Here is a 23,051-nt window from a genome sequence, read left to right as displayed (position 1 = left end):
CGCGCGCCGGCCGCGGCGCAGCCGCCGTTCGGATTCCGTAAGCACGTCGTACCTCCTTCCGGACGCCCCGGAGCGCTTCGATGAAGGGGTGGAATCCAAGCCCTCCGGCGGCCCCCGCCGATTCGACCCCGCCCTGCCGCCGCCCGCGTTCCTGCGCCGCGGCCCCTTCCGGCCCGGTGCGTTCCGCTCTCCCCTGCACGAGCCGCGCACGACGGTCGTCCTCGGCCGATGGCTCGGCGCCGCACTGCTGGTCTGCTTCCTGACCGGGCTCGCCAGCCATCTGCTCCAGGACCCGCCGGCCTGGCTGTCCGGCGCGCTGCCGGCCCGCCCGGCGAACGGCTACCGCGTCACCCAGGGCCTGCACGTGATCAGCGGCATCGCTGCGATCCCCCTCGCAGGGGCGAAGCTCTGGGCGGTCTACCCGAGGCTCTTCGAATGGCCGCCGGCCCGCAGCGTGCTCCACGCACTGGAACGGCTGGGCATCGCCGTGCTGGTCGCCGCGGTGCTGCTGGAGCTGTTCACCGGGCTCCTCAACACGCTGCAGTGGTACCCGTGGCCGTTCCCCTTCCGGCAGACCCACTTCTGGCTGGGCTGGCTGGCGACCGGGGGCCTGCTGGTCCACCTCGCCGTCAAGGCCCCGCTGATCGCCCGGAACTGGCGCCGCCCCAGCACCCCGCTGCCCGGCCGGCGCGCCTTCCTGGCCTCGGTGACCGCGGCCACCGGGCTGGTCACCCTCACCACGGCCGGCCAGAGCGTGCCCTGGCTGCGGCGCCTCGACCTGCTGGCGCCGCGCCGCCCCGACATCGGCAGCCAGGGCCTGCCGGTCAACCGCACCGCGGCCCAGGCCGGCGCCCTGACCGTACCCGCCGACTGGCGGTTGGAGGTCGTCGGCCCACGGCCCTACCGGCTCACCCTCGCCGAACTCGGCCGGCTCCCCCAGTACGAGGCCGTGCTGCCGATCGCCTGTGTGGAGGGCTGGAGCGCGAGCGCCCGCTGGGGCGGCGTCCGGATCACCGAGCTGCTCGCCCGGGCCGGCGCGCCCGCCGGCTCCGCCGTCCGCGTCACCTCGCTGGAGGCCGACGGCCCCTACCGGGTCATGGAGATGCCGCCGCAGTACGCCGACGACCCGCTCACGTTGCTGGCGCTGCGCGTCAACGGCGCCACCCTGAACCCGGACCACGGCTTCCCCGCGCGGATCGTCGCACCGAACCGGCCGGGCGTGCTGCAGACCAAGTGGGTCGCCCGGATCGAGGTGCTCTGATGGCTGCCTGGCTCCGGGGCACCGCCCTCGCCGCCGGCCTGGCGATGATCGGCTTCGGCGTGTACGGCATGCTGACCGACGCGTACATCACCGCACCGCTGGACGTCCTGGTGTGGGCGGTCGGCGGTCTCCTGCTCCACGACGGCCTGTGCGTGCCGCTGCTCTGCCTCGTCGGTGCGTACCTGGCCCGCGGTCCGGTGCTGCGCGGCTGGCTGACCGTCACCGCCGCGGTCACGGCGGTCGGCCTGCCCGCCGTGCTGCGCGCCGGGGACGACCACGGCAACCCCTCGCTGCTGCCGCTGCCCTACCTGCGCAACTGGCTGCTGGTGCTGGCCGCCACCGCCCTCGTCGCCCTGGCCGTCGGGCTGGTGCGGCGGTGGCGGCACGGGACCGGCCCGGTCAGGCGCCCGGCAGCCCGGGAGGAGCGCCCGGCACCCCCGGAAGACCGGTCGTGAGACCGTCGAGCGCGCGGGCGCACGGGCACGCGCGCTCGACCGGCAGCAGCTCGACCGCCTTGAAGAGCACCGTCCGCAGCCGCTCCACGTTCCGTGCGAACTCCGCGAGCACCTCGGTGTGGGTGACGCCGGCACCGCTCTCCACACCCGCGTCGAGGTCGGTCACCAGCGCGATCGAGGTGTAGCAGAGCCCGAGTTCGCGGGCGAGGACCGCCTCCGGGTGGCCGGTCATGCCGACCACCGACCAGCCGTTGGCGGAGAACCAGCGGGACTCGGCCCGGGTGGAGAAACGCGGGCCCTCGATCACCACCATGGTTCCGCCGTCCACCGCCTCCCAGGCCGCACCGGCCGCGGCCGCCAGGGCGGAGCCGCGCCCGTGCGGGCAGTACGGGTCCGCCGCCGACACGTGCACCACCTCCGGCACCGAGCCGTCCGGCAGCGGCTGCCCGTCGTAGTACGTCTGCACCCGGCCGGAGGTGCGGTCCACGAACTGGTCCGGCACCAGCAGCGTCCCGGGGCCCGGTTCGGGCCGCAGACCGCCGACCGCGCACGGCCCGAGCACCTGCCGCACGCCGAGCGAGTGCAGGGCCCACAGGTTCGCCCGGTAGTCGATCCGGTGCGGCGGCAGCCGGTGCCCCCGACCGTGCCGCGGCAGGAAGGCGACCCGCCGGCCCGCCACCTCCCCCACCGACAGCACGTCGCTCGGCTCGCCGTAGGGCGTGGCCACCCGCACCTCGGTCACGTCCGCCAGCAGCTCGTAGAGCCCGGAGCCGCCGATCACACCGATCTCGGCGGTGGGCCGTTCCTGAATGTCCGTCACGCGATTCGTCCTTCCCGGTCGACGTGCCGCCACTGTAGGAGCGGAGACCGGGCCGGACGGCGGTGCGCGACCTTACGGTTCACGAACGCCACCCCGCCGGCGCGGGCCCCGCGGGGGGGGGGGGGGGGGGGGCCGCGGGCGGCGGGCCTTCAGGCGCGTACCGCGGTGATCAGCCAGGTGGCCGACGGGTACAGGACGCCGTCGGACGTCTCGTGGGCGCGGAGCGTCGTCCACAGGTCGGCCAGCGCCCGTGCGCGACCGGAGTCGTCCAGGTCGGCCAGCATCCAGCCGAGCCGCGCGCTGACGAACCGGTGGGCGTCGGCGGCGTCCGCCCCGAAGTGCATGGGCGCGGTGAGCGCCTCGACGCGCGGCTCGGCGAACCCGGCGCCGGTGAGCAGGCGGCGCACCCGGGCGGGGTCGGACAGCGAGAACGGGCCGGGCCCGTCGGGAGGCGGTCCCGGCATGTCCCGGCCCGCCGCCATGGCCGTCGTCAGGGCGACGAACCACTCGTTGGACTGCCGTGCCTGCCAGACCAGTTGCACGAACCGCCCGCCCGGCCGCAGGGCACGGGCGATCGTGGCGAACGCGGCGGCGTGATCGGCGAAGAACATCGTCCCGGTGCGGCTGACGACGAGGTCGAACTCCCCCGGCGGGAACGGGTGGATCTGGGCATCGGCCTGCTCGAACCCGACGTTGGCGAGCCCCTGCTCCGCCGCCCTGCGCCGGGCGATCCGCAGCATCGCCGCGGACAGGTCGACGCCGAGCCCCCGGCCCGCCGCGGCCCGGCGCGCAACCTCGCAGGTGATCTCGCCGGCCCCGCACCCGACGTCGAGCACGCGGTCCGCCGGGCGGACCGCCGCGGCCTCCAGGAGGGGGGTCCGATAGCCGCGCAGCGAACGGTCGAAGCGGTCCGCGTGCTCGGCCCAGAAGGCCCCCTCGTCGCCGTCCCAGGCCCGGGCCTGCTCGGCGTTCGACGGGTCCACATGCAGCGTCCCGGTCATCTCGACCACCGCCCTATACTCCCTATGGGACTGTTCCGGTCTAACCCCGAGGGGTCGCGATGTCAAGGGAACCCGCACTCACCACGACCTCCTACGCCGTCCTCGGACTGCTCGCGGTGCGCCCGTGGAGCACCTACGAACTCGCCCGCCAGATGGACCGCAGCCTGGGCCGGATCTGGCCCAGGGCGGCGAGCAAGATCTACGAGGAACCGAAGAAGCTGGTCCGCCACGGTCTGGCCAGGGCCGAACCGGGCTCCGTCGGACGGCGCCCGCGCACCGTCTACGCCATCACCCCCGAGGGCCGCGACGCGCTCGCCGACTGGCTCGGCGAGCCCGGCGCCGGCCCGGTCCTGGAGTCGGAACAGCTCCTGAAGGTCTTCTTCGCCGAGTCCGGCAGCACCGCCGACACCCTGGCCACCCTGCACGCCGCCCGCGCCTGGGCCGTCGAACGCAACCGGGACAACCTCGCCGCCGCCCGCGCCTACGCCGCCGGCGAGGGCCCCTTCCCGGAGCGAGCCGCGCAGACAATGCTGGTCGGCCGCTTCCTCACCGACTACTACCGGCTGGTCGCCGAGTGGGCCGACTGGGCCGCCGCAGCCGTCGAACGGTGGCCGGAGGAACCCCGCGACGCGACCGCCGACCCGGACCAGCTGACGGAGACGGTCCGGCGGGCCGGTTGGAGCGCAGCCGAGGACGGCCCGGCCCCGCCGCCTGCCCCGCTGGCCGGCTGACCACCAGGGGCCCGGGACGGCGGTGCGGGCCCCGCCGGGAGGACCGCGGAGCCCGCACCACCACGCCCGGCCCCGGCGTCAGTTGCCGGCGCCCACGTACAGCGCGATCGCGTCACCCGCGCCGACCGTGGCCGTGAAGGTGCCGTTGGCCGCGACGGTGTAGCGGGTGCCGTTGCAGCCTCCGCCGCTGCTCGGGTCGGCGTGCTGGACGTCGCAGTAGCTGCCGGCCGGGAGCGAGGTCTGGAAGGTCCGGGTGATCGGGCCGGTCTCGTGGTTGATCGCCACGTAGCCCTTGCTGCCGCGGCCGAAGGCGATCGCGTTGCCGCCGTTGGACCACCAGTTGGTCACCGCGGTGCCGTTCACGGCGTTGCGGAAGCCCACCATGTTGGCGATCTGGCGCCACTCGTGCTGGCACTTCCAGCCGTTCTGGTAGCACGCGGTGACGGTGCCGCCGTTCGGCGGGCCGGCGTCGATGTCGCTGAACTCGTACCCGGAGTATACGTTCGGCGATCCGTACGGCCAGGCCAGCAGGTAGACGTTGGCGAGGGTGTAGGTGTTGCCGTACTTGTAGTTGAGGGTCGAGCCGTTCCGCTCGGTGTCCCAGTTGTCGGTGAAGGTGCGGGAGTTGCCGCTGGGCAGGTAGCCGGCGCCCCAGGAGTCGTTCCAGTTGCTGAGGTAGGCGAGCTTCTCGTTGGTGAAGATCCGCTTGAGGTCGTAGGCGCCCATGAAGGCGTCGACGTCGCCGGTGCCGGTGTACTCGCCGGGCTGGACGGCCTCGCCGGCGGCGTAGATGACCTCCTGAGCCCAGTAGATGCCCGGGTTGGTCAGCTTGGCCTTGATGGCGGAGAGGTCGGCGGCCGCGATGTGCTTGGCGGCGTCGATGCGGAAGCCGTCCACGCCCTTGGCGATCAGGCCGTTGAGGTAGCCGGCGATGGTGGAACGCACGTAGTCGCTGCCGGTGTCGAGGTCGGAGAGGCCGGACAGCTCGCAGTTCTGCACGTTGGCGCGGTCCGCGTAGTTGCTGATGTTGCTGCGGCAGGAGTGGAAGTCCCAGTCCTGGTAGTAACCGGGGTAGGTGTACTTGGAGTACACCGTGCCGCCGGTGCCCGTGCCGCTGCCCGCACTCATGTGGTTGACGACCGCGTCCACGACGACCTTCACGCCTGCCGCGTGGCAGGTGTTGACCATGGCGGTGAACGCGTTGGCGTCGCCCAGCCTGCCGGCGATCTTGTAGCTGACGGGCTGGTAGGAGGTCCACCACTGGCCGCCCTGGACGTGCTCCTGCGGCGGCGACACCTCCACGTAGCCGTACCCCTTGGGGCCGAGGAAGTTGGTGCACTCCTTGGCGACCGAGGCGTACGACCACTCGAAGAGCGTGGCGGTGACGGTCTTGGTGCCGGGGGTGCTCGCCTGCGCCGCGGTCGGGCAGCCGACCAGGCCGGTGCCGGCGGTGAGGACGGCCAGCGCCGCGGCGGTGGCGGCGCGCCGGGCGCGGCGGGGCCGGGGGCGACGGGGATCGTGTCCGAGCACGACGTTGTCCACGGAGTCTCCTGTGGGGGCGGAGCCGGGTGGGTGGGACGGCCTGAGGCCGGTGGAACGCTCTGCGGGCCGGACGCCGGTGGGGGCCGGACACCCTTGCGCAAGATTGATGAAACTTGCTGGAAACTTTCTGATCGCTGACCGTAGAGCGCTGATGAGTGCCCGTCAAGGCTCCGGCCCCCTTCACCGCCACCCGCCCGGCCGGCCCGCGGCCCCGACCGGGATCATGGGCCGGTGCCCGAAGAACCGACCCCGCCCCCGACCCGGTGGCCGCTCGCACCGCCCGGGGCCACCGACCGGCTGTTCGACCTCTGCGGCGACGGGCTGACCGGCTTCATGCCGCCACCCGCGCCCGATGCGGCCTGGGTGCTCAACGCCATGTACGAACACCACCATGGGCCCGCCGGCAGACCGCACCACGGCCCGGGCCGCGCCGAACACCCAGGACCCGGCTGGCAGCGGCTGCGCTGGGCCGAACTCGCCCGGCGGACCGGCGATCCCGTCGTGCCCGAGGGGCGGCTGCCCTCCCACCGCTGCTTCCCCTCCGCCGGGAAGCAGGGCACCCGGCCGCCCGCGATCCTCCCGCCCACCGAGGGGAGCCTGGACCGCGAGACCTGGAACCGGCTGATCGGCGTCCTCGCCGCCCACAGCCCGGCAGGCCCCGACACCCCCTGCCGGGCCTACTACAGCCCACTGGCGCTCCGGGCCGCCGACTTCGAGGACCGGCACGTACGGGCGGGCCGCCTCGGCGACGCCGCGGCGCTGTACGACGACCCCGAGGTCGACTTCAGCCCGTCCAACCTCTGGGCCGAGGACCGCTCATGGGTCCTGTGCACCGACTACGACCTGTGGGGCACCAAGGTCGCCGGCCCTCCGGCCCTGATCGAGGCACTGCTGGACGACCCCGAGATCGAGGCCGTCCGGCTGCCCTGAGCCCCCGGCCGCCGACGGCCCGGAGAACGGCAACCACCCGGGACGGAAGGTCCGGAGCGGACGGTCACCCCTGGCGGCCGGGCCACCGGGCAGGGCGCCTCAGGCCAGTTATTGAGCTCTTCCGGCACTCGCCCCCCGCCGGCCTGCGGGTCCGTGCGCGATCACGGCCCCGGGCTCCCGCGCCGACCGGTCGGGCCGAGCCGGACGCCCCGACTCCCCCACCGGGCAGAACAGTTCGGATCCGGCCCCGGCCGCAATGATCTTCGCCCAATGTCTACCGACAAGTAACCCTGATGGGTCATCCTGCTTCCACCCTCACTCAAAGGAGCATGAGCATGGCAGGACGTATCGGTGTGCGGCATCTCGCGGTCGCGGCGGCGGCCGGGGGCGTGCTGCTCGTCGGGGTGGCGCAGCCGGCCTCCGCCGCCACGGGGTCGCCGGCCCCGGCCGCGGCGCCCGCGGCCGTCCCGGCAGCCGCCCCGGCGCAGAGCCTGGGCCGGCCGAGCGTGCCGTACGAGACGTGGCTGAAGGACGTTCAGGTGGTCGCGGACTCGGCGGGTGCGTACCTGCAGGCGAGAGTTCCGCAGGCGCCGACGACCTACCGGCCCGCGATCGTCCTCGACATCGACAACACCTCGCTGGAGACCGACTACACGCCCTCCTACCCGACCCCGGCGATCGCCGCGGTGCTGAAGGTGGTGCGGGCGGCGCACGACCGCGGGGTGAAGGTCTTCTTCGTCACCGCCCGGCCGGACTTCATCGACGCGTTCACCCGGTACAACCTGACGAAGGTGGGCTACCCGGTGGACGGGCTGTACGGCCGGTCGCTGTGGGACCTCTTCCAGGAGACCGGGGCGTTCAAGACCGCGAAGCGCCAGGAGATCGAGCGCAACGGGTACACGATCGTCGCCAACATCGGCAACAACACCACGGACCTGGTGGGCGGCCACGCCGAGCGGACCTTCAAGCTGCCCGACTACGGCGGCACGCTCTCCTGACGTCCCCGGTCGGTCGGACGCCCCCCGGGCCGCGTCGCCCGGGGGATGTCCGCCCGGCCGGCCCGGGCCCGGGCGCAGCAGTCCGGCAGGGCACCCGCCCCGGGCGGCGCATACGGTGGCCCGGTGAACGGTGACTCGGAGACCCTGGACACGGAAGCGCTTCACACGGTCGGGGTCCGCTCGGCCGACGACGTCCGCGAGGCCCTCGAATGGCTCGGGACGTGTTCGCGCATCGAGGAGATCGGGCCGGGCGGACGGGGCGCGGCGGCGGCCTACCGCTGGGCCCTCGACGGCTCCGCGCCGCGGCCCTCCGACGGCGCCCTCGGCCCGCGGGACAGCGGCCCCGTGGCGGACCGGGAGCGGCTCGGCGCGGAGGAGCGCGCCGCCCTCGCCGCCGCGCACGACACGGCGCGCAGCGACGAGGAACGGGACTTCGCGCACGGCGCGGCGCAGGCCCTGGGCTGGATCCTCGGGCACACCGGCGTCCGCTTCTGACCCCCGACTCCGAGGTCGGCGGGGTCGGCGGGGTCGGCTGCGGACGCGCCCCGGTCAGCCGAACGGGCCGTCGGTCGTGAAGCGGTGCAGGTGGCGGGCGAAGGCCTCGGCCTCGCCCGGGGGCCAGCCGGCCAGGGCGTCCGCGATGCGGTCCGCGAGCCGGGTGCGCAGCTCCGCGACGGCCTGCCGGCCCTGCTCGGTCAGCACGAGCAGCTGTGCGCGCCGGTCGCCGGGGTCGGGTTCCCGGCGGACGAGGCCGGCCTCCTCCAGGCGGGACGCGCGGCGGGTGACGCCGGACCGGTCGATGCCGACCTCGGGCGCCAGGTCGGCGGCGCTGCGCGGCCCCGTGCGGGCGAGGGCGCTGAGCACCGGGTAGGTCGTTTCGTCCAGGGCCTCGCCCATGCCTTCGGTCAGCCGGCGGTGCAACTGCGTGCGCGTGGTGCGGCGCAGCAGGACGCCCAGGGATTCCGCGATCTCCTGGCCCACTTCGTTCTCCATGCCCCCAGATTAGCGTGCGAGTCGCACGCATTGCCTGGCGGCCCGGGGGTCGGGGCGGCGACAACCGCGCGCCATTGAGAGCGCGATCACGCCCGCCCGGATCGGGGCTACCCGGCACGACCAGGCACAACATCCGGACGGTCGACGGCGGCACCGACCACGCGCGACTCCTGACCGCACCTCGGCCGGGCATCGCACCGCCGCAGGCTCCCGTCGTCAGGGCGGTCCAGCCCCCAGGGCGATCGACAACTCCGCACGCAGGAAGCCTTGTTGAACTTATTGACGTGAACATACAACGCTGCAAAGCTCATCGCACCGGTCTGGACCAGTACCTCTGAAAGCGCTCTCCCCTCGCAGGCCCCACGCCTGCCCCCGAACCGAGGAGAACCCCCGCAATGAGGCACGTCAACGGCATCCGGGCGGTCCTTCCCGCCCTGCTCGCCCTCACCTCCCTGGGCTTCGGCCTCTCCCCCGCGGCGGCCGTCCCGGACACCGCACCGGCGGCGGCCGCCGCGCGGCCCGCCCCCGCCGCCGACCCGGGGCTGGTCGACGCCCTCCGGCGCGACCTGGGGCTGACTCCGGATCAGGCCCGCACCCGTCTCGACCAGGAGGCGACCGCGGCCCGGCTGCTGCCCCGGGTGCGCGACCTCGCGGGCTCCGCCTACGGCGGCGCCTGGTTCGACCCGGCCCGGGGCCGCCTGGTCGTCGGGCTCACCGACTCCGCGCACGCCGCGGCCGTCCGGGCCACCGGTGCGGCGACCGCCCCGGTGGCCCGCACCGAGGCCGCCCTCGACGGGGCGAAGGCCGCCGTGGACACCGTGAGCAGGAGCCGTCCCGCCCCGGCCGCGGTCACCGGCTGGCGGGTCGACCCCCGCCGCAACGCGGTGGTCGTCACCGTGGCGGCCGGCAGCAGGACGGACGGCCGGGTGAAGGCGTTCCTGGACGCCGCCGCGGCCGCCGGGCCGGTCGCGGTGGAGGAGACCGCGGAGCAGGCCCCGCGCACCCTCTCGGCGGGTGTGGTCGGCGGCGACCCGTACTACATCAACGGCAACACCCGGTGCTCCATCGGCTTCGCCGTCCAGGGCGGGTTCGTCAGCGCCGGCCACTGCGGCCGGGCCGGCAGCAGCGTCGTCGGCTGGGACGGCTCGGCGATGGGCTCGTTCGTCGACTCGTCCTTCCCCGGCAACGACTACTCCTACATCCGCATCGGCAACGGCTGGTGGACGGTTCCGGTCGTGCTCGGCTGGGGCACCGTCAGCGACGTGCTCGTCCGCGGCTCCTGGCAGGCACCGGTCGGCTCGTCGGTGTGCCGGTCCGGCTCCACGACGCACTGGCACTGCGGCACCGTCCTCGGCCTCAACGAGACGGTCAACTACAGCCAGGGCGCGGTCTACCAGCTGACCCGCACCAGCGTGTGCGCCGAACCCGGGGACTCCGGCGGCTCGTTCGTCACCGGCGACCAGGCCCAGGGCGTCACCTCGGGCGGCTGGGGCAACTGCTCCTCCGGCGGCCAGACCTGGTTCCAGCCGGTCAACGAGATCCTCTCCCGCTACGGCCTGACCCTGGTCACCGCCTGACGCACCGCCGCGCCGCTCCACGGCCGTCACGGGCGGGTCTCACGCTCGCGGGAGGCCCGGAAGAGCCGGATCTCGTCGAGCCGGTCCAGCAGTTCCTCCTCGCGCTCCTCGAAGGCGGCCTCGTCGATGCGCCCGGCGAGCAGGTCCTGTTCGAGCGCTTTGAGCTCCTCCTCGACGGGTGCCGGGTCGTAGAAGGACTGCTCGGCGGCCTCCGCGACCCGCTCGGCGACCCACACCACGCCCCGCACGGGTGCGAGCGGCAGGGTGGGCAGACCGGTCAGCAGACCCATGGCCCGCCCCCTACTGGACGAAGCTGTAGGGCGGGAGCGGCCCGTGCACCCGCAGGGTGCAGTCCTCGCCCCAGCGCCCGGCCAGCTCCGCGGCCGCGGCCCGGAACCCGTCCTGCCGGCCCGCCTCGACCAGGAAGGAGCCGCTGACGAAGTCGTTCCCGGCGGGTTCGTTCTCCCGCGTCTCGCGCGCCAACGCGCTCAGTTCGTCGAGGAGTTCGGCGGCGGCGGCGCGGTTGCGCTGCTGGATCCCGTCGGCCACCAGCTCGCCCAGCCTGATCCTCGGCGCGGGGTCGGGGCTCCGCCGGGTCTCCTCGTTCAGCCGCCGGGCCTCGGCGGAGTCCCGGAGGATCTGCCGGAGCAGGGCGTCCTCGTCGAAGGAGGCCTTGACGAGGTACTCGGCGCAGCCGTCCAGGGCGGACAGGCGTTCCCGGTAGGCGTCGACCTGCTGGTCGAGGACGCCGATGACCTCCTGGTCGTCGGCAGCGACGGCGCCGAACCGCAGGGGCAGGACGGGGCCTTCGGACATCAGGCGTTCGAGCACCTCCTGGTGGGCCGCGAGGTCGCGCCGGCGTGCCCGGAGTCCTTCGGGTGCGTGGCTGACCACGGCCTTCAGGCCGGACCCGGTGAGGGTGCGCAGTTCTTCGGGCGGGGAGCCGACGCCGGTCAGCTTGCGCAGCCGCGCGGGGTGGCTGTCGGCCGTGATCGCGTACACGTAGACGGACACGGCTCACTCCTCCCTCGACCGGGTGGCCCGCCGGGCGCGCGGTCTCTCACGCCGCTCCCGCGGTTCGGGCTCCTCGTCGCCGCCGTCGGGCTTCTCGCGGACGGTGTCGGTGACCGCCTCGGCGGCACCGGAGATCGCGCCCTTGCTCTTGCCGCGGGATCCTCCTTCGGTGATCTCGCCGACCAGGTCCGGCAGTTTGGCGGGGGCCTTGCGGCCCGATTCCAGGTCCAGCCGGTTGCAGGCCTCGGCGAAGCGCAGGTAGGTGTCGACACTGGCGACGACCACCCGGGCGTCGATCTTCAGGATCTCGATGCCGACCAGGGAGACCCGGACGAACACGTCGATGACCAGTCCCCGGTCCAGGATCAGTTCGAGGACGTCGTACAGCGTGCCGGTGCTCGCGCCTCCGGTGGTCACACTGCCTCCGCCGCTCTGCGGCACCACGGTCACGGCTCCTCCTCTCGTCGGCCGCGTGCTGAACCGCGGCTCCTGCTCGCTCCGTCGTCGTTCGCGGAACTACCCCCGGCGCCGGTCGACCTCGGCCCGCGTGTAGCGGCGGGTCCGCTCGTAGCCCACCAGCTCCCCGTCCTCGTCCAGCTGCACCCGGTAGCTCGCCAGGACGCTGCTGGTCTCCGGGATCCGCTCGACCTCGACCACTTCCACCTCGGCCTGCCAGCCGTCCTCGGTGCGGCGCAGTCCGGAGACGGACTCGGGCACCCTTCCGAGGAGCTCGGCCAGTTGCGAGGCCGCGGTGCGCATCGCCTGCGCGGCGGACACCCGGCGACCGCCCGTCCGGGCGGGTCGGGCGCCGCCGTCGTCGGCGGCTCGCGCGGAGCCGCCGGTGCGGCCGGAACGCCGGCGCGGCGGCTCGGTGTCTCGGGCTTCGCGGGGCATGTTCCTGTCCCTCCATTGCAGTGGGTCAAACGGCGCATACCCGTATCAACCACTTCAAACAGGGCATTCCGCCCATGCCCCGGCTCCGGTTCCGACGGCCGCGCGACCGACGGCGACGGTCCGCGGAGGGCCGGATGCGCGCGGTCACGACGGCAGCGCCCGGACCGTCCGGCCCGTCCCCCGAACGGCCGCACGGAGGTGCCCCGCGGACCCGGCGCGGGCAGCGTGGCCGGGGGCACCGGCACGGAGCGGCCACCACCACCCGATCCCCGGTCCGGAGTCCACCGACCACCGTCCGCCGCTCGTTCCCCCCGCAGGAGTGTCCCGTGCTCTCGGACAAGTCCCGGCCCGTCGTCGTCGCCACGCTGCCCGTCGTCGCCGACCACATCGGCGAGATCGCCGCACGCTTCTACACCCACCTGTTCGGCGAGCACCCCGAGCTGCTGGACGGCGTCTTCAACCGCGGCAACCAGGTCCACGGCCACCAGCAGCAGGCGCTCGCCGGCTCGGTGGCCTCCTTCGCCACCACGCTCGTGGAGACGCCGGAGCGGGTGCCCGAGCAGTTGCTCCGCCGGATCGCCCACAAGCACGCCTCGCTCGGGATCCGCCCCGACCAGTACGGGGTCGTGCACGACCACCTGATGTGGGCGATCGTCGACGTGCTGGGCGACGCGGTCACCCCGGAGGTCGCCGCCGCCTGGGACGAGGTCTACTGGCTGATGGCCAACGCCCTGATCAACCAGGAACGCGGACTCTACAGCGCCCGCGGAGTGCGGCCGGAGACGGTCTGGCGGGACTGGCAGGTGATCCGGAAGGTCAGGGAGACCTCCGACGTGGTCACCTTCGTGGTCAAGCGGATCGACGACCGGCTGGTGAAGACCTCGCTGCCCGGCCAGTACGTCACCGTGCGGATGCGGATGCCCGACGGGAAGCTCCAGCCGCGCCAGTACAGCCTGACCCGGGCCGACGACGGCGAGCACCGCCAGTTCTCGGTCAAGCGGGTGCGCGGCGAGGGCGGCGACCCCGACGGCGAGATGTCCACGCTGCTGCACGACTCGGTACGGGTCGGCGACACCCTGACGCTGTCGCTGCCCTACGGCGACGTCGTACTGGACGACGCCGGACGGCCGGTGGTGTTCGCCAGCGCGGGCATCGGGATCGCCCCCATGGCGGGGATGCTCTCGCACCTGGTCGCGGCCGAGTCCGGACTGCCCGTCACCCTGCTGCACGCCGACGTCGACGACGCGTCCCTCCCGCTGCGCCGCCAGGTGGTCGGCGACGTCCTGGCGCTGAAGAACGCCCGGATGTACCTGTGGTTCGAGAAGGACGCGCAGAGCCACGAGCCGGTGGACGGGGTCTTCCACGGGCTGATGGACCCCACGGCGGTCGACCTCCCCGCGGACGCCCTGTACTACCTGTGCGGGCCGCTGCCCTTCATGCAGGCCGTGCGCAGCAGCCTGATCGACCGCGGGGTCGCCCCGCGCGACATCCAGTACGAGGTGTTCGGCCCCGACCTGTGGCAGGCCGACCTGGACTGAGGGCCGACCGGGCCCGACGTTTACGGTGGCCACGCCGCGGTATACGCGCTGGTCAGCAGGCAGGGCCCGGACCACGGTGCCGGTCCCGGCCGGGAGGGGGACCGGCTCCAGGCATCTCCCCGGACCACCTCCCTCACACGGCCCGCAGCACATCCAAGGAGGCCACCGTGATCATCCTCGGCGTCATTCTGCTCATCATCGGCTTCGCCACCGGCATCGGGTTCCTGTGGACCATCGGCATCGTCCTCGCCCTCATCGGCCTCGTCCTGTGGGTCGCCGGCCTCACCGGCCACGCCGCCGGCGGCCGCCGCCACTACTACTGACCCGGTCACAGCCGGCTCACCGGCGGCGCCGCGGATCCCCTCCGCGGCGCCGCCGCCGTGTCCGCCGCGGAGCGTGAACCCACCGGGAGAGCGAGCGGCGGGGGGGCCCGGACGGACGAGTTGAGTGGCCGTCCGGAGCGCCACCCCCGTGGTGCGACCAACATCACGCGATCGGCCCGCGTCTTCCGCAGGGCCCGCGGAACCGGCACCGCGGGCATACGAACCGATCCCCGCTCCGCTCCGTGCTTCACGCGCCCCCGCAACAAGCCTTGGCCCGGCCCTCCTGAGGCGGTAACTTCTCGGGCGACAACTGAAATCGACGGTGCGTGGAAGTCCGGTGAGATGCCGGCACGGTCGCGCCACTGTGAATCGGACCCGGCAGCCTGCCGGGACCGAAAGTCAGACCCGCCTCCGTCGCTCGTGCTCCACCGAACGGGACGCGTGTTCCCAAAGGAGGTCGGCCATGGCTCACCCCATCGCCCCCGCCGCTGCGCCGGCGATCACCCCCATCTCGCTGAAGACCATCCTGCCGTGGGCGGTGTTCTTCACCATCCTCATGCTGGCCCTCGTCTACTTCGTAGGCGCCGAGCAGGGCGCGACGTCCCTCATCTCCGGCGAGGACGTGCACGAGTGGGTGCACGACGGCCGGCACCTGCTCGGTTTCCCCTGCCACTGACGGGGGCCGCACGTGAACTCCGCAATCGTCAGAGGCCTCCTGGTCCGCGGCATGCTGGCCGGGCTCGCGTCCGGCCTGCTCGCCCTCGTCGTCGCCTACTTCCTCGGTGAACCGCGCATCGACGCGGCCATCGCGTACGAGGAGTCGCACTCCCACGAGCACGAGATGGAGATCGTCAGCCGGTCCCTGCAGTCCACTGCGGGCCTGGCCACCGGTGTCCTGGTGTTCGGGGTGGCGCTCGGCGGCATCGCCGCCCTCGCCTACTGCTTCGCCCTCGGCCGCGTCGGCCGCTTCACGCCGCGCGCCACCGCGGCCCTGCTGTCGGCCGCGGCGCTCGTCGCGGTCTACGTGGTGCCGTTCCTCAAGTACCCGGCCAACCCGCCGTCGGTGGGCGACCCGGAGACCATCGGCAAGCGCACCACGCTGTACTTCCTGATGATGGCCCTCAGCGTGCTGCTGGCCGTCGCCGCGGTGATCGTCGGCAAGCGCCTCGCCCCGGCCCTCGGCAACTGGTACGCCACCGTGGTGGCCGTCGCCGGCTTCGCCGTCGCGATCGGGCTCGCGTACGCGTTCCTGCCCGCGGTCAACGAGGTCCCGGAGGACTTCTCGGCCACGCTGCTCTGGCAGTTCCGCGTCGCGGCGCTCGCCGTTCAGCTGACGCTGTGGACGTCCTTCGCCCTGGTCTTCGGCCACCTGGCCGAACGGCTGATCAACCCGAAGCCCGCCACCGCGACCACGGCCGCGGGCACCTCGCCGGAGGCGGCCCCCGCGGCCTGACGTCCGACCGGCACAGCAGTACGGCACCACCACCGACGGCCGGTGGGAGCGACCCCGCGTCGCCCCCACCGGCCGTCGCCCGTGCCGACCGACCGTGTCGACCGGCCCGGGCGCCGTCCGCGGGCCGGCACGGATCAGCCGGGGTTGACGATGACGGACACGCCCCAGCCGATCGCCGCGAGGACGACGGCGAAGCACAGGACGGCGACCGCGACGTGGAGCGGACGGGCGGACGGGGCCCGGCCGGGCTGGTCGCCCTCCCCCGCCGGGGGGTTGAGGACGCGTACGCCGACGGCGAAGAGTGCGGGCAGCCCGGCTCCGGCGAGCAGCCCCACCACGACGATCTTCCAGAGCGCGTTCAGGTTGATCCAGGAGTCCATGCGGCTCACCTCGCCTGCGGGGGATGCGGGACGGCCCGGGGCGGGTCCGACACGTCCTAGTCCGTCCATGCGGCGTTGACGTTCTCCGGGGTCACGGCCGGGCGCCGGGAGGCGACGTAGAAGGCGACCGAGGCCAGCACCAGCACCGCGAAGACGACACCCACGCCGGCGGTGCCGCCGATCCCGTTCGCGGCCCAGTAGGCGAGGGCGCCGACCACGGCCGCGGCCGGAAGGGTGATCAGCCAGGCCGCCACCATGCGGTGGGCGATGTGCCAGCGCACGACCGCGCCCTGTCGGCCCACCCCCGCGCCGAGGATCGAGCCGGTGGCCACGTGGGTGGTGGAGAGCGAGTAGCCGAAGTCGGTGGAGGCGAGGATGACCGCGGCGGAGGCCGACTCGGCGGCCATGCCCTGCGGCGCCTCGATCTCCACCAGCCCCTTGCCGAGCGCCCTGATCACCCGCCAGCCGCCGATGTACGTCCCGAGCGCGATCGCCACCGCGCAGCAGGTGATCACCCAGCTCGGGGCGCTCGCGCCGGCGTGCAGCGAGCCGTTGGCGATCAGCGCCAGGGTGATGACGCCCATGGTCTTCTGCGCGTCGTTGGTGCCGTGGGCGAGCGAGACCATGCAGGCCGAGCCGACCTGGCCGAGTCTGAAGCCGTGCTGTCGCGGGCCCTCGGCCGTGCGGCGGGTGATCCGCAGGACGAGGTAGGTGCCGAGCGCGGCGACCGACCCGGCGATGAAGGGCGACAGCGCGGCGGGCACGATCACCTTGGCGACCAGGCCCTGCCATTTGACGGCCGAGGCTCCGGCCGCCGCCATGGTCGCCCCGATCACGCCGCCGATCAGTGCGTGCGAGGAGCTGGAGGGGATCCCGAAGTACCACGTGGTCAGGTTCCACAGGATGCTGCCGACCAGGCCCGCCATGACCACGGTGAGGGTCACGTCGGCGCTGTCGACCAGTCCGCTCGCGATGGTCGCCGCGACCGCGGTCGACAGGAAGGCGCCGACCAGGTTGAGGACGGCGGAGACGGCCACCGCCACACGCGGCCGGAGGGCTCCGGTGACGATGGAGGTCGCCATGGCGTTGCCGGTGTCGTGGAATCCGTTGGTGAAGTCGAAGCCGAGCGCGGTGGCGACCACCAGCGCCAGGACTGCGTCATTGCCGGTCACGTGTACGAACGTAACCGCCAGCCCCCTGCCCCGCTCCGCGACACTCGGGCGTGTCGCCCATCGACGCGCCGATCGTTCGTGCCGGACCCCAGGAGGGCGGCGATGTGGTGACCCGGCGTCACCCGTCCGTCACGGTGTCCCCGTGGCGGTGGGCCACCCGCCACTCGCCGCCCTCGCGGCGGTAGACCTGGGTGGCGCGGAGCACGTACGTCCGCGGCTGCCCGTCGACCGACGTCGACACGTGTTCCAGGCCCGCCGTGTAGGCCAGGTCGCCGACCACGTCGGCGGCGAGCAGTTCGAACCGGTAGGCGGTGCAGTCGGAGAAGCTCGCCTCCAGGGCGGAGAAGAGGTCGTCGACCTGCTCCCGGCCGACCGCGTTGTGCCACGCCCCGAGGATGCTCACGGGCTCCGCCCGCGACCACAGGGCCCTGCGCGGCGCGGCGTCGCCGTCGTGCAGGGCGACTTCCGCCTCGTACAGCGCGGTCCTGACCCAGTGGAGGAAGGCGTCACGGTCGGTCACGTCCTCATGATGCACCGTGGCAGCCGGGCGCCGGGGACGACGGGCCGACCCGGGCGGGAGGCCGCGCGGTCACTGCAGGGCGGCGGCGCGGCGGTCGAGGACGGCCAGGGCACGCCGGCCCCAGCGGATGTTCTCCTCCTCGAAGGCGAGGCCGCGCAGCAGGGTGAGGTAGGGGCCGATGCGCTCGGCGCCGGCGAGGAACTCGTCCTCGGTGCGACCGTCGAGGAGCCGCGCCCGCAGCCGTTCCCAGCGGGCGATCTTCGCCTCGGCCCAGGCGATCCGTTCGGCGACGGCCGCCCGTACGGCGCCGGCGTCGCCCGCGTCCACCGCCTGCACCTTGACCATCAGCTCGTCGCGGATCGCGCCGGGGCGCAGCGGTTCGGCGGTGAACTCGCGCAGGTGCCGGCGGCCCTGCTCGGTGAGCGAGAAGAGCCGTTTGTTGGGGCGGCGTTCCTGCTCGACGACGCGGGCCCGGACGAGCCCCTCGGCCTCCATCCGGTCGAGCTCCCGGTAGAGCTGCTGCGGGGTGGCCATCCAGAAGTTCGCGACGGATGCGTCGAACTCCTTGGCCAGGTCGTACCCGGACGCCTCGCCCTCCAGCAGTGCGGCCATCACCGCGTTGCGCAACGCCATCCCGACAGGGTAGCGCCGCCGGTCCGGGCGCCTCTGGACAGCGGCCGGGAAACCCGCCTAGTCTCCTCCACACCTATTCAAAAAGTTGAGTATCTCCCCCACCCGGAGGTGGCCGGATGCACCCCTTCCGCGAGGCCGTCGAGCGGCGCGACCCGGCGGCGATCGAGGCCCTGCTCGCCGAGGACGTCGTCTTCACCAGCCCCGTCGCCTTCAAGCCCTACGCGGGCCGGGCGATCACGGCGGCGATCCTGCGCGCCGTGATGCAGGTCTTCGAGGACTTCCGCTACGTCCGGGAGTTCGCGAGCGAGGACGGCCGCGGGCACGCGCTCGCCTTCACCGCCACGGTCGACGGCCGCCGCGTGGACGGCTGCGACTTCCTGCACCTGGACGAGGAGGGCCTGATCGACGACTTCACGGTGATGGTCCGTCCGCTGTCCGGCGCCCACGCGCTGGCCGAGGCGATGGGCGCCCGGTTCGAGCAGATCACCCGCGAGGCGGTGGAGGCGTCGGCACGCTGACGGACGTGCGACGGGGCGGGCGGGGGGGGGGGCCCCCCCCCCCCCCCCCCCCGGCCGTCCGGCGGCCCGTCGGGCGTCAGCCCTCGGTCCGCTCGGTCACGCAGAGGACGTTCCCTTCGCTGTCCTTGAACCAGGCGGCCCGCATCCCCTCGGCCTCCGCGACGCCGTCGACCGTCTTCAGGCCGGGCAGGTCGTAGTCCTCGAAGGTGACGCCGCGGTCGCGCAGCTCCTTCATCTCGGCGTCGAGACTGGCGACCTTCCAGCTGGCCAGGGTGTGCCCGGCCTGGCCGCCGTACGGCGTCTCGTACATCCCGAACCGGGTACCGCCGCACTCGAAGGTGACCTCGTGCTCCGCCTCCTCGGCGAGCGTGAGCCCCAGGGTGTCGCGGTAGAACGCCTTCGCCCGTTCCAGGTCGGCGGCCGGAACGACGGCGAACAGTGGCGCATCAGCAAGCATGTCCATCGCCTCCTCCTCCCAGGCTAGGCCCACTCCTCGGGATCGTGCCGGGTCAGCGGGCCAGGCCGTGCAGGAGCAGCTCGGCGAGGTGGGCGTAGGCGTCCGCGTCGGCCAGCCCGGTGGCGGCCGCCACCTGCCGCTGCTGGATCCGCACCATCACCGAGGTGATCACGTCGGCGGCGAAGGCCACGTGGACCTCGCGGAAGGCGCCGTCGGCGACGCCCTCGTCGATGAGCTCCTGCACCCGCCGGGCCGCGGCCCGGGTGTTGCGCTCGTACACCTCGGCGGCCGGCTCGAACGCCGCCACGTCGTCGAAGAAGCGGCCGGACACCGGGGAGAGTTCGGCGGCCACCGCCCGCAGGTACGCGGCGAGCCGGCCGGCCGGGTCGGTCTCGGCGGCGAGCGCCGCCTCCACCCGGACGGTCGCGCGGCGGAAGAAGTGCACCACGGCCGCCCGGACGAGCTGCTCCTTGCTGCCGGCCAGGCCGTACAGCGTGCGCTTGGAGCAGCGCAGCCGGGCGGCCAGGTCGTCCAGGGTCAGCTGGGCGAACCCCTCGGCGATCAGCAGGGCCGTCAGCTCCTCGAAGAGCTCGGTGCGGCGGGCCGCGCCGCGTCCGGTGAGCCTCGGGCCGTCCACGCTTGGGGTCTCGATCACCCGACCAGTATTCCAGGGGTGATCGCGCCGCCGGCCGCCGCACCGGCACCGCGGTACGGGCCGGCCCTCACCCGCGGCCCGGCCCGCACGCGCGGCGCGCACCGCCGTGGCGGCCCTACGCTCGGAAGGTCGGACACCGCAGGACGGGAGGCCGCCATGGGCGTCGATCCGGCGAGGACGGAACGGGGCGGGTACGGCGAGGCGCTGTTCGAGCCGTGGCAGCCCGGCGAGGGCGAGCGCATCGACCTGGGCGCGCTGGCCTACGACGGCACCACCCGCCGCAGGCTGCTCGCCGCCGGGGCCGGGCCGGGCGTCCGCTGCCTGGAGATCGGTGCGGGCACCGGCACCGTCGCCCGTTGGCTGGCCGAGGAGGCGGGCGCCGCCGAGGTGCTCGCGGTCGACCGGGACGTCCGCTTCCTGGAGCCGCACGCCGGCGGGGCGCTGCGCACCCTGGCCGCCGACATCACCGCGCCGGACTTCGACCCCGGCCGGTTCGACCTGGTGCACGCGCGCTTCGTGCTGATGCACGTCCCCGACCACCGGCGGCTGGCGGCCCGGCTCTGCGGGTTCCTGGCGCCCGGCGGCCGCCTGGTGCTCGGCGACGCGGTGGACCTCACCTCCGCCGGGCCGCCGGACACCCCGTACCGGCTGGCGATGCGGGCCATGTGGCGGGCGCTGCGGGAGACCATCGGCACCGACGTCACCTGGACGCCGCAGTACCCGCGGCTGCTGGCGGAACTCGGCCTGACGGACGTCGGGGCCGAGATCACGGTGCCCCCGCTGACCCGCGGCAGCCCGATCGCGGAGTTCTGGCTGGACACCTGGCGACGCTCCCGCCCGGCCGTGCTGGCCACCGGTCTGGTCACCCCCGACCAACTGATCCGCGCGGAGCGGGCGCTGGCCGAGGGCACCGCGGCCGACCTCTCCCCCGGTCTGATCACCGCCTGGGGCCGCCGCGGCTGACCCGGCGCCGCGGGTGCGGGTGCGGGCGCGGCTCCCGGCGGTCACGCCGTCACGCCCGGCCGGCCGGCCAGGACAGCTCGTCCGGTCAGGACAGCTCGTCCGGGCGGCGGGTGAGGACGTGGAACTGCGGGCCGTACACGCCGCTGCCGTCGGGCAGCGGGATCTCCATCAGGGCGAGGGCGGGCTCCTCCAGGGCGCGCATCGACCGGACGGCGCCGTCCAGCGCGTGCGGGTCGCCGATCGCCCAGGCGCCCTCCAGGGCGTGCACCACCCGGCTGAACAGCAGGTCGAACCGGCCGAGCAGCTGGCCGGCCGCGGCCGGCGGGTCCGGCCAGCCGCCGGCCGGCACCACGCCCATCGGCCTGGTGTCGGGGAAGGGCACCGGATCGCCGTCGTAGCCCCAGCGGTCGGCCGAGGCCACCACCCGGCGCTCGTGGAAGATCTCGCCGAAGGCGTAGTAGTGGGCGGGCGCGCCGTGGCCCGCGGGGACGTCCGGGCTGGCCGAGGTGCCCTCGCCCTGCTCCTTGATCACCTCCAGCGCCTCGTCCACGTCCGCCAGGGTGGCCGCCGGCCGCAGCACGTCGGGCCCGATCCGGACGGACAGCTGGCCGGCCGTGTCGAGGGCCGGCCGGACCTCGTGGAAGGCGTCCTGCAGCGCGGTGTAGAAGGTGCCGATGGTCGGCCCGGACTCCCGGACGAGCGGCAGCTCCGGGGCCTCGATCGCCATCAGCACGTCCCGCACGTACGCCTTGGTCAGGCCGGAGAGGTACACGGTGAGGTCGGGGCGGACACCTCCGGGCAGCGGGCCCGGGTAGCCGAGGACGGAGGAGGCGATCCGCGGCCGGCCGCCGACCGCGGTGAGCAGGTTGCAGGTCAGTCCCATGTGGAACATCTCGTCGCCGACGATGCCCTGGATCAGCCGGGCGGGCTCGCTCGTCCGGTCCTTGACCGACCACCAGGCGCAGAGGTACGGCGGGATGGTCGCGAGTTCCAGGGCGACGGCGATCTGCAGGGCACGCCGGATCCAGCGGACGTCCCGCGGGCCCGGCGCGCTCAGCAGCCGGGCCACCGCGTCGCCGTCGGCGCCCGGTGCGGGGACGTCCGACGGGTACGCGGCCGGCGGGTACGCGGCCGTCGGCAGGTCCGGCGGCGGGAGGGGCGGCGCTGCGGCGGCCTCCGATGTGGGCAGCAGGGCGGGGACGGCGGCGAGGCCCGCCGACTTGAGGAAGCCCCGGCGCCCGATGGGTGTGCCCGGCGGCCGGGCGGGACCGTCCTCGGCTGCGTCGACCACGTGCGGCTCCCTCCCGACTGCGTCGCCCGGCTGCGTCGCCCGGCTGCGGCTGCACCGGTGCAACCCGAGGACCGGCCTCCCGGCCTCCGGGGCGGTCGGTCGTCGGACATCGGCTGAGACCGCCGACGCTACCCAGCGGGCCGGGGACGGGGCACGTACCGCCACCGTGTCCGGCCGAGCCGTCACCCGGGGAGAGCACCGGACCGGCCCCGCACGGCGCACCGGCGGGAGCGCCCGGTGGCCGGGGGTGATCGGGCGGTGACCGGCCCGTGCTCAGCCGGCGGACCAGGTGACCGCCGGTGGGCGGACGGCGGCGCAGAGCGGATGCCCCCTGCCGTCGGTGAGCCCCAGCCGGGCGACCAGCAGTCCGGACGCCACCGCCGCCTCGACGGTCTCCGGGGCGACGGCGTCCAGCATCAGCTTGGCCCGGCGGAACATCGTGAAGCCCCCGCACGCGTCGACCGTGCCCCAGGACAGGTGGACGAACCGGGCGTACGGACCGCCCTGGAGGTGGGGGCCGCGCAGGTCGACGCCGCGCGGGCCGCGGACGGCGGTGCACCGGAGCGTCCAGCTCGCCGACGGTGCGTCGCCGGGCTGCAGGCCGAGCAGTTCCTCCGGCCGGCCGCGGCGCTGCACCCCGACGTGGATGCCGGTCGCGCCGGGGAAGGCCGGGCCGGGGCCGCAGTCGCGGCCGGGCAGGTCGGTGGCGTCGATCCGGAGTTCCATGCCGCCATCGTCCTGCGGCGGGCCGCCCGCCGGAACGCCCGCCGCAACACCCGCCGGAACGCCTACCGGAACGCCGACGGGCCGGGCCCGCAGGGGGGGCGGGGCCGGCGCCGGGGGGGGGGGGGGGGGCGCCGGCCGCCACCGTGCCGCTGACCACGGCCAGCGCCGCCACGACGCTCACCGCGACGACGGTGCGCCGCCGCAGC

Annotated in this window: 29 protein-coding genes; 13 read left to right on the top strand and 16 right to left on the bottom strand. The window is 74.3% G+C overall.

Annotation, left to right across the window (positions count from 1 at the left end; all coding sequences use genetic code 11):
• The first annotated feature begins 88 nt into the window (after window positions 1-88).
• Entirely contained in the window at window positions 89-1,261 is a 1,173-nt protein-coding gene (locus ABD353_RS28075) for a molybdopterin-dependent oxidoreductase (protein WP_425555266.1), read from the top strand.
• Window positions 1,261-1,716, top strand: a complete 456-nt coding sequence (locus ABD353_RS28070; protein WP_344626480.1) for a hypothetical protein — start codon at window positions 1,261-1,263, stop codon at window positions 1,714-1,716. Before ABD353_RS28075 ends, ABD353_RS28070 begins: the two co-directional genes overlap by 1 nt.
• On the opposite strand, the gene ABD353_RS28065 is transcribed toward ABD353_RS28070, so the two are convergent.
• Together ABD353_RS28065 and ABD353_RS28060 are read right to left on the bottom strand one after the other, a co-directional pair.
• Complete coding sequence (locus ABD353_RS28065; RefSeq protein WP_344626479.1) at window positions 1,661-2,536, bottom strand: S-methyl-5'-thioadenosine phosphorylase; 876 nt, start codon at window positions 2,534-2,536, stop codon at window positions 1,661-1,663. The genes ABD353_RS28070 and ABD353_RS28065 overlap by 56 nt on opposite strands.
• A gap of 149 nt (window positions 2,537-2,685) precedes the next feature.
• Window positions 2,686-3,537 (bottom strand): class I SAM-dependent methyltransferase, encoded by an 852-nt coding sequence (locus ABD353_RS28060; protein ID WP_344626488.1) that lies wholly within the window; start codon window positions 3,535-3,537, stop codon window positions 2,686-2,688.
• A 59-nt stretch (window positions 3,538-3,596) separates the two neighbouring features.
• Between ABD353_RS28060 and ABD353_RS28055 the strand changes: the two genes are divergently transcribed.
• Window positions 3,597-4,268: a helix-turn-helix transcriptional regulator gene (locus ABD353_RS28055; RefSeq protein ID WP_344626478.1), complete on the top strand. Its 672-nt coding sequence runs from the start codon at window positions 3,597-3,599 to the stop codon at window positions 4,266-4,268.
• Window positions 4,269-4,346: 78 nt separating this feature from the next.
• Here the strand turns inward: ABD353_RS28055 and ABD353_RS28050 are convergent, their stop codons facing one another.
• The gene (locus ABD353_RS28050; protein ID WP_425555265.1) at window positions 4,347-5,810 is read right to left on the bottom strand and encodes an alpha-amylase; all 1,464 of its coding nucleotides are present in this window, start codon (window positions 5,808-5,810) and stop codon (window positions 4,347-4,349) included.
• 231 nt (window positions 5,811-6,041) lie between these two features.
• On the opposite strand from ABD353_RS28050, the gene ABD353_RS28045 reads away from it, so the two are divergent.
• From ABD353_RS28045 to ABD353_RS28035, 3 genes are all read left to right on the top strand, one after another.
• Window positions 6,042-6,740 (top strand): hypothetical protein, encoded by a 699-nt coding sequence (locus ABD353_RS28045; protein ID WP_344626477.1) that lies wholly within the window; start codon window positions 6,042-6,044, stop codon window positions 6,738-6,740.
• Between the two features lie 335 nt (window positions 6,741-7,075).
• On the top strand, window positions 7,076-7,738 hold the full coding sequence (locus ABD353_RS28040) for an HAD family acid phosphatase (protein ID WP_344626476.1): 663 nt from the start codon (window positions 7,076-7,078) through the stop codon (window positions 7,736-7,738).
• A 123-nt stretch (window positions 7,739-7,861) separates the two neighbouring features.
• The gene (locus tag ABD353_RS28035; protein ID WP_344626475.1) at window positions 7,862-8,233 is read left to right on the top strand and encodes a hypothetical protein; all 372 of its coding nucleotides are present in this window, start codon (window positions 7,862-7,864) and stop codon (window positions 8,231-8,233) included.
• Between the two features lie 54 nt (window positions 8,234-8,287).
• Here the strand turns inward: ABD353_RS28035 and ABD353_RS28030 are convergent, their stop codons facing one another.
• Window positions 8,288-8,731 (bottom strand): MarR family winged helix-turn-helix transcriptional regulator, encoded by a 444-nt coding sequence (locus ABD353_RS28030; RefSeq protein ID WP_344626474.1) that lies wholly within the window; start codon window positions 8,729-8,731, stop codon window positions 8,288-8,290.
• A 395-nt stretch (window positions 8,732-9,126) separates the two neighbouring features.
• Here ABD353_RS28030 and ABD353_RS28025 point away from each other — a divergent pair, with 395 nt between their 5' ends.
• On the top strand, window positions 9,127-10,308 hold the full coding sequence (locus tag ABD353_RS28025) for a S1 family peptidase (RefSeq protein WP_344626473.1): 1,182 nt from the start codon (window positions 9,127-9,129) through the stop codon (window positions 10,306-10,308).
• Between the two features lie 26 nt (window positions 10,309-10,334).
• On the opposite strand, the gene ABD353_RS28020 is transcribed toward ABD353_RS28025, so the two are convergent.
• The 4 genes from ABD353_RS28020 to ABD353_RS28005 all read right to left on the bottom strand — a co-directional run bounded on the left by ABD353_RS28020 (window position 10,335) and on the right by ABD353_RS28005 (window position 12,216).
• Window positions 10,335-10,598, bottom strand: a complete 264-nt coding sequence (locus ABD353_RS28020) for a gas vesicle protein GvpG (RefSeq protein ID WP_344626472.1) — start codon at window positions 10,596-10,598, stop codon at window positions 10,335-10,337.
• Between the two features lie 10 nt (window positions 10,599-10,608).
• Entirely contained in the window at window positions 10,609-11,322 is a 714-nt protein-coding gene (locus ABD353_RS28015; RefSeq protein WP_344626471.1) for a GvpL/GvpF family gas vesicle protein, read from the bottom strand.
• 3 nt (window positions 11,323-11,325) lie between these two features.
• The gene (locus ABD353_RS28010) at window positions 11,326-11,772 is read right to left on the bottom strand and encodes a gas vesicle structural protein GvpA (RefSeq protein ID WP_344626470.1); all 447 of its coding nucleotides are present in this window, start codon (window positions 11,770-11,772) and stop codon (window positions 11,326-11,328) included.
• Window positions 11,773-11,838: 66 nt separating this feature from the next.
• On the bottom strand, window positions 11,839-12,216 hold the full coding sequence (locus ABD353_RS28005; RefSeq protein WP_344626469.1) for a gas vesicle protein GvpO: 378 nt from the start codon (window positions 12,214-12,216) through the stop codon (window positions 11,839-11,841).
• Between the two features lie 326 nt (window positions 12,217-12,542).
• Between ABD353_RS28005 and ABD353_RS28000 the strand changes: the two genes are divergently transcribed.
• From ABD353_RS28000 to ABD353_RS27985, 4 genes are all read left to right on the top strand, one after another.
• The gene (locus tag ABD353_RS28000; RefSeq protein ID WP_344626468.1) at window positions 12,543-13,754 is read left to right on the top strand and encodes a globin domain-containing protein; all 1,212 of its coding nucleotides are present in this window, start codon (window positions 12,543-12,545) and stop codon (window positions 13,752-13,754) included.
• A 167-nt stretch (window positions 13,755-13,921) separates the two neighbouring features.
• On the top strand, window positions 13,922-14,077 hold the full coding sequence (locus tag ABD353_RS27995; protein WP_344626467.1) for a hypothetical protein: 156 nt from the start codon (window positions 13,922-13,924) through the stop codon (window positions 14,075-14,077).
• Window positions 14,078-14,540: 463 nt separating this feature from the next.
• Window positions 14,541-14,753, top strand: coding sequence for a CbtB domain-containing protein (locus ABD353_RS27990; protein ID WP_344626466.1), 213 nt, complete (start codon window positions 14,541-14,543; stop codon window positions 14,751-14,753).
• Window positions 14,754-14,765: 12 nt separating this feature from the next.
• Complete coding sequence (locus ABD353_RS27985) at window positions 14,766-15,530, top strand: CbtA family protein (RefSeq protein ID WP_344626465.1); 765 nt, start codon at window positions 14,766-14,768, stop codon at window positions 15,528-15,530.
• A 134-nt stretch (window positions 15,531-15,664) separates the two neighbouring features.
• On the opposite strand, the gene ABD353_RS27980 is transcribed toward ABD353_RS27985, so the two are convergent.
• The 4 genes from ABD353_RS27980 to ABD353_RS27965 form a co-directional block, all read right to left on the bottom strand.
• A complete protein-coding gene (locus ABD353_RS27980) occupies window positions 15,665-15,910 on the bottom strand; it encodes a hypothetical protein (protein ID WP_344626464.1) in 246 nt (81 codons plus the stop codon).
• A 56-nt stretch (window positions 15,911-15,966) separates the two neighbouring features.
• Window positions 15,967-17,082: an inorganic phosphate transporter gene (locus ABD353_RS27975; protein ID WP_344626463.1), complete on the bottom strand. Its 1,116-nt coding sequence runs from the start codon at window positions 17,080-17,082 to the stop codon at window positions 15,967-15,969.
• Between the two features lie 118 nt (window positions 17,083-17,200).
• Window positions 17,201-17,602, bottom strand: coding sequence for a nuclear transport factor 2 family protein (locus ABD353_RS27970; protein ID WP_344626462.1), 402 nt, complete (start codon window positions 17,600-17,602; stop codon window positions 17,201-17,203).
• 69 nt (window positions 17,603-17,671) lie between these two features.
• The gene (locus ABD353_RS27965) at window positions 17,672-18,235 is read right to left on the bottom strand and encodes a PadR family transcriptional regulator (protein WP_344626461.1); all 564 of its coding nucleotides are present in this window, start codon (window positions 18,233-18,235) and stop codon (window positions 17,672-17,674) included.
• 116 nt (window positions 18,236-18,351) lie between these two features.
• Between ABD353_RS27965 and ABD353_RS27960 the strand changes: the two genes are divergently transcribed.
• Window positions 18,352-18,753, top strand: coding sequence for a nuclear transport factor 2 family protein (locus ABD353_RS27960; protein ID WP_344626460.1), 402 nt, complete (start codon window positions 18,352-18,354; stop codon window positions 18,751-18,753).
• A 76-nt stretch (window positions 18,754-18,829) separates the two neighbouring features.
• Here ABD353_RS27960 and ABD353_RS27955 read toward each other — a convergent pair whose 3' ends face one another.
• Together ABD353_RS27955 and ABD353_RS27950 are read right to left on the bottom strand one after the other, a co-directional pair.
• Window positions 18,830-19,216 carry a VOC family protein gene (locus ABD353_RS27955; RefSeq protein ID WP_199923038.1) on the bottom strand — a complete coding sequence of 129 codons (387 nt, stop codon included), beginning with the start codon at window positions 19,214-19,216 and terminating at the stop codon, window positions 18,830-18,832.
• Between the two features lie 46 nt (window positions 19,217-19,262).
• Complete coding sequence (locus ABD353_RS27950; protein ID WP_344626459.1) at window positions 19,263-19,865, bottom strand: TetR/AcrR family transcriptional regulator; 603 nt, start codon at window positions 19,863-19,865, stop codon at window positions 19,263-19,265.
• A 156-nt stretch (window positions 19,866-20,021) separates the two neighbouring features.
• Here ABD353_RS27950 and ABD353_RS27945 point away from each other — a divergent pair, with 156 nt between their 5' ends.
• Entirely contained in the window at window positions 20,022-20,828 is an 807-nt protein-coding gene (locus ABD353_RS27945) for a class I SAM-dependent methyltransferase (protein WP_344626458.1), read from the top strand.
• Between the two features lie 85 nt (window positions 20,829-20,913).
• Here ABD353_RS27945 and ABD353_RS27940 read toward each other — a convergent pair whose 3' ends face one another.
• The gene (locus ABD353_RS27940) at window positions 20,914-22,119 is read right to left on the bottom strand and encodes a ferritin-like domain-containing protein (RefSeq protein ID WP_344626457.1); all 1,206 of its coding nucleotides are present in this window, start codon (window positions 22,117-22,119) and stop codon (window positions 20,914-20,916) included.
• Between the two features lie 273 nt (window positions 22,120-22,392).
• The gene (locus ABD353_RS27935) at window positions 22,393-22,845 is read right to left on the bottom strand and encodes a DUF5990 family protein (protein WP_344626456.1); all 453 of its coding nucleotides are present in this window, start codon (window positions 22,843-22,845) and stop codon (window positions 22,393-22,395) included.
• Between the last annotated feature and the right edge of the window lie 206 nt (window positions 22,846-23,051).

Origin of the sequence: Kitasatospora arboriphila (genome assembly GCF_039528095.1) — a bacterium.
Taxonomy (GTDB): Bacteria; Actinomycetota; Actinomycetes; order Streptomycetales; family Streptomycetaceae; genus Kitasatospora; species Kitasatospora arboriphila.
The sequence above is the reverse complement of the archived record's forward strand: the minus strand, read 5'-3'. Positions and strand labels throughout refer to the sequence as shown.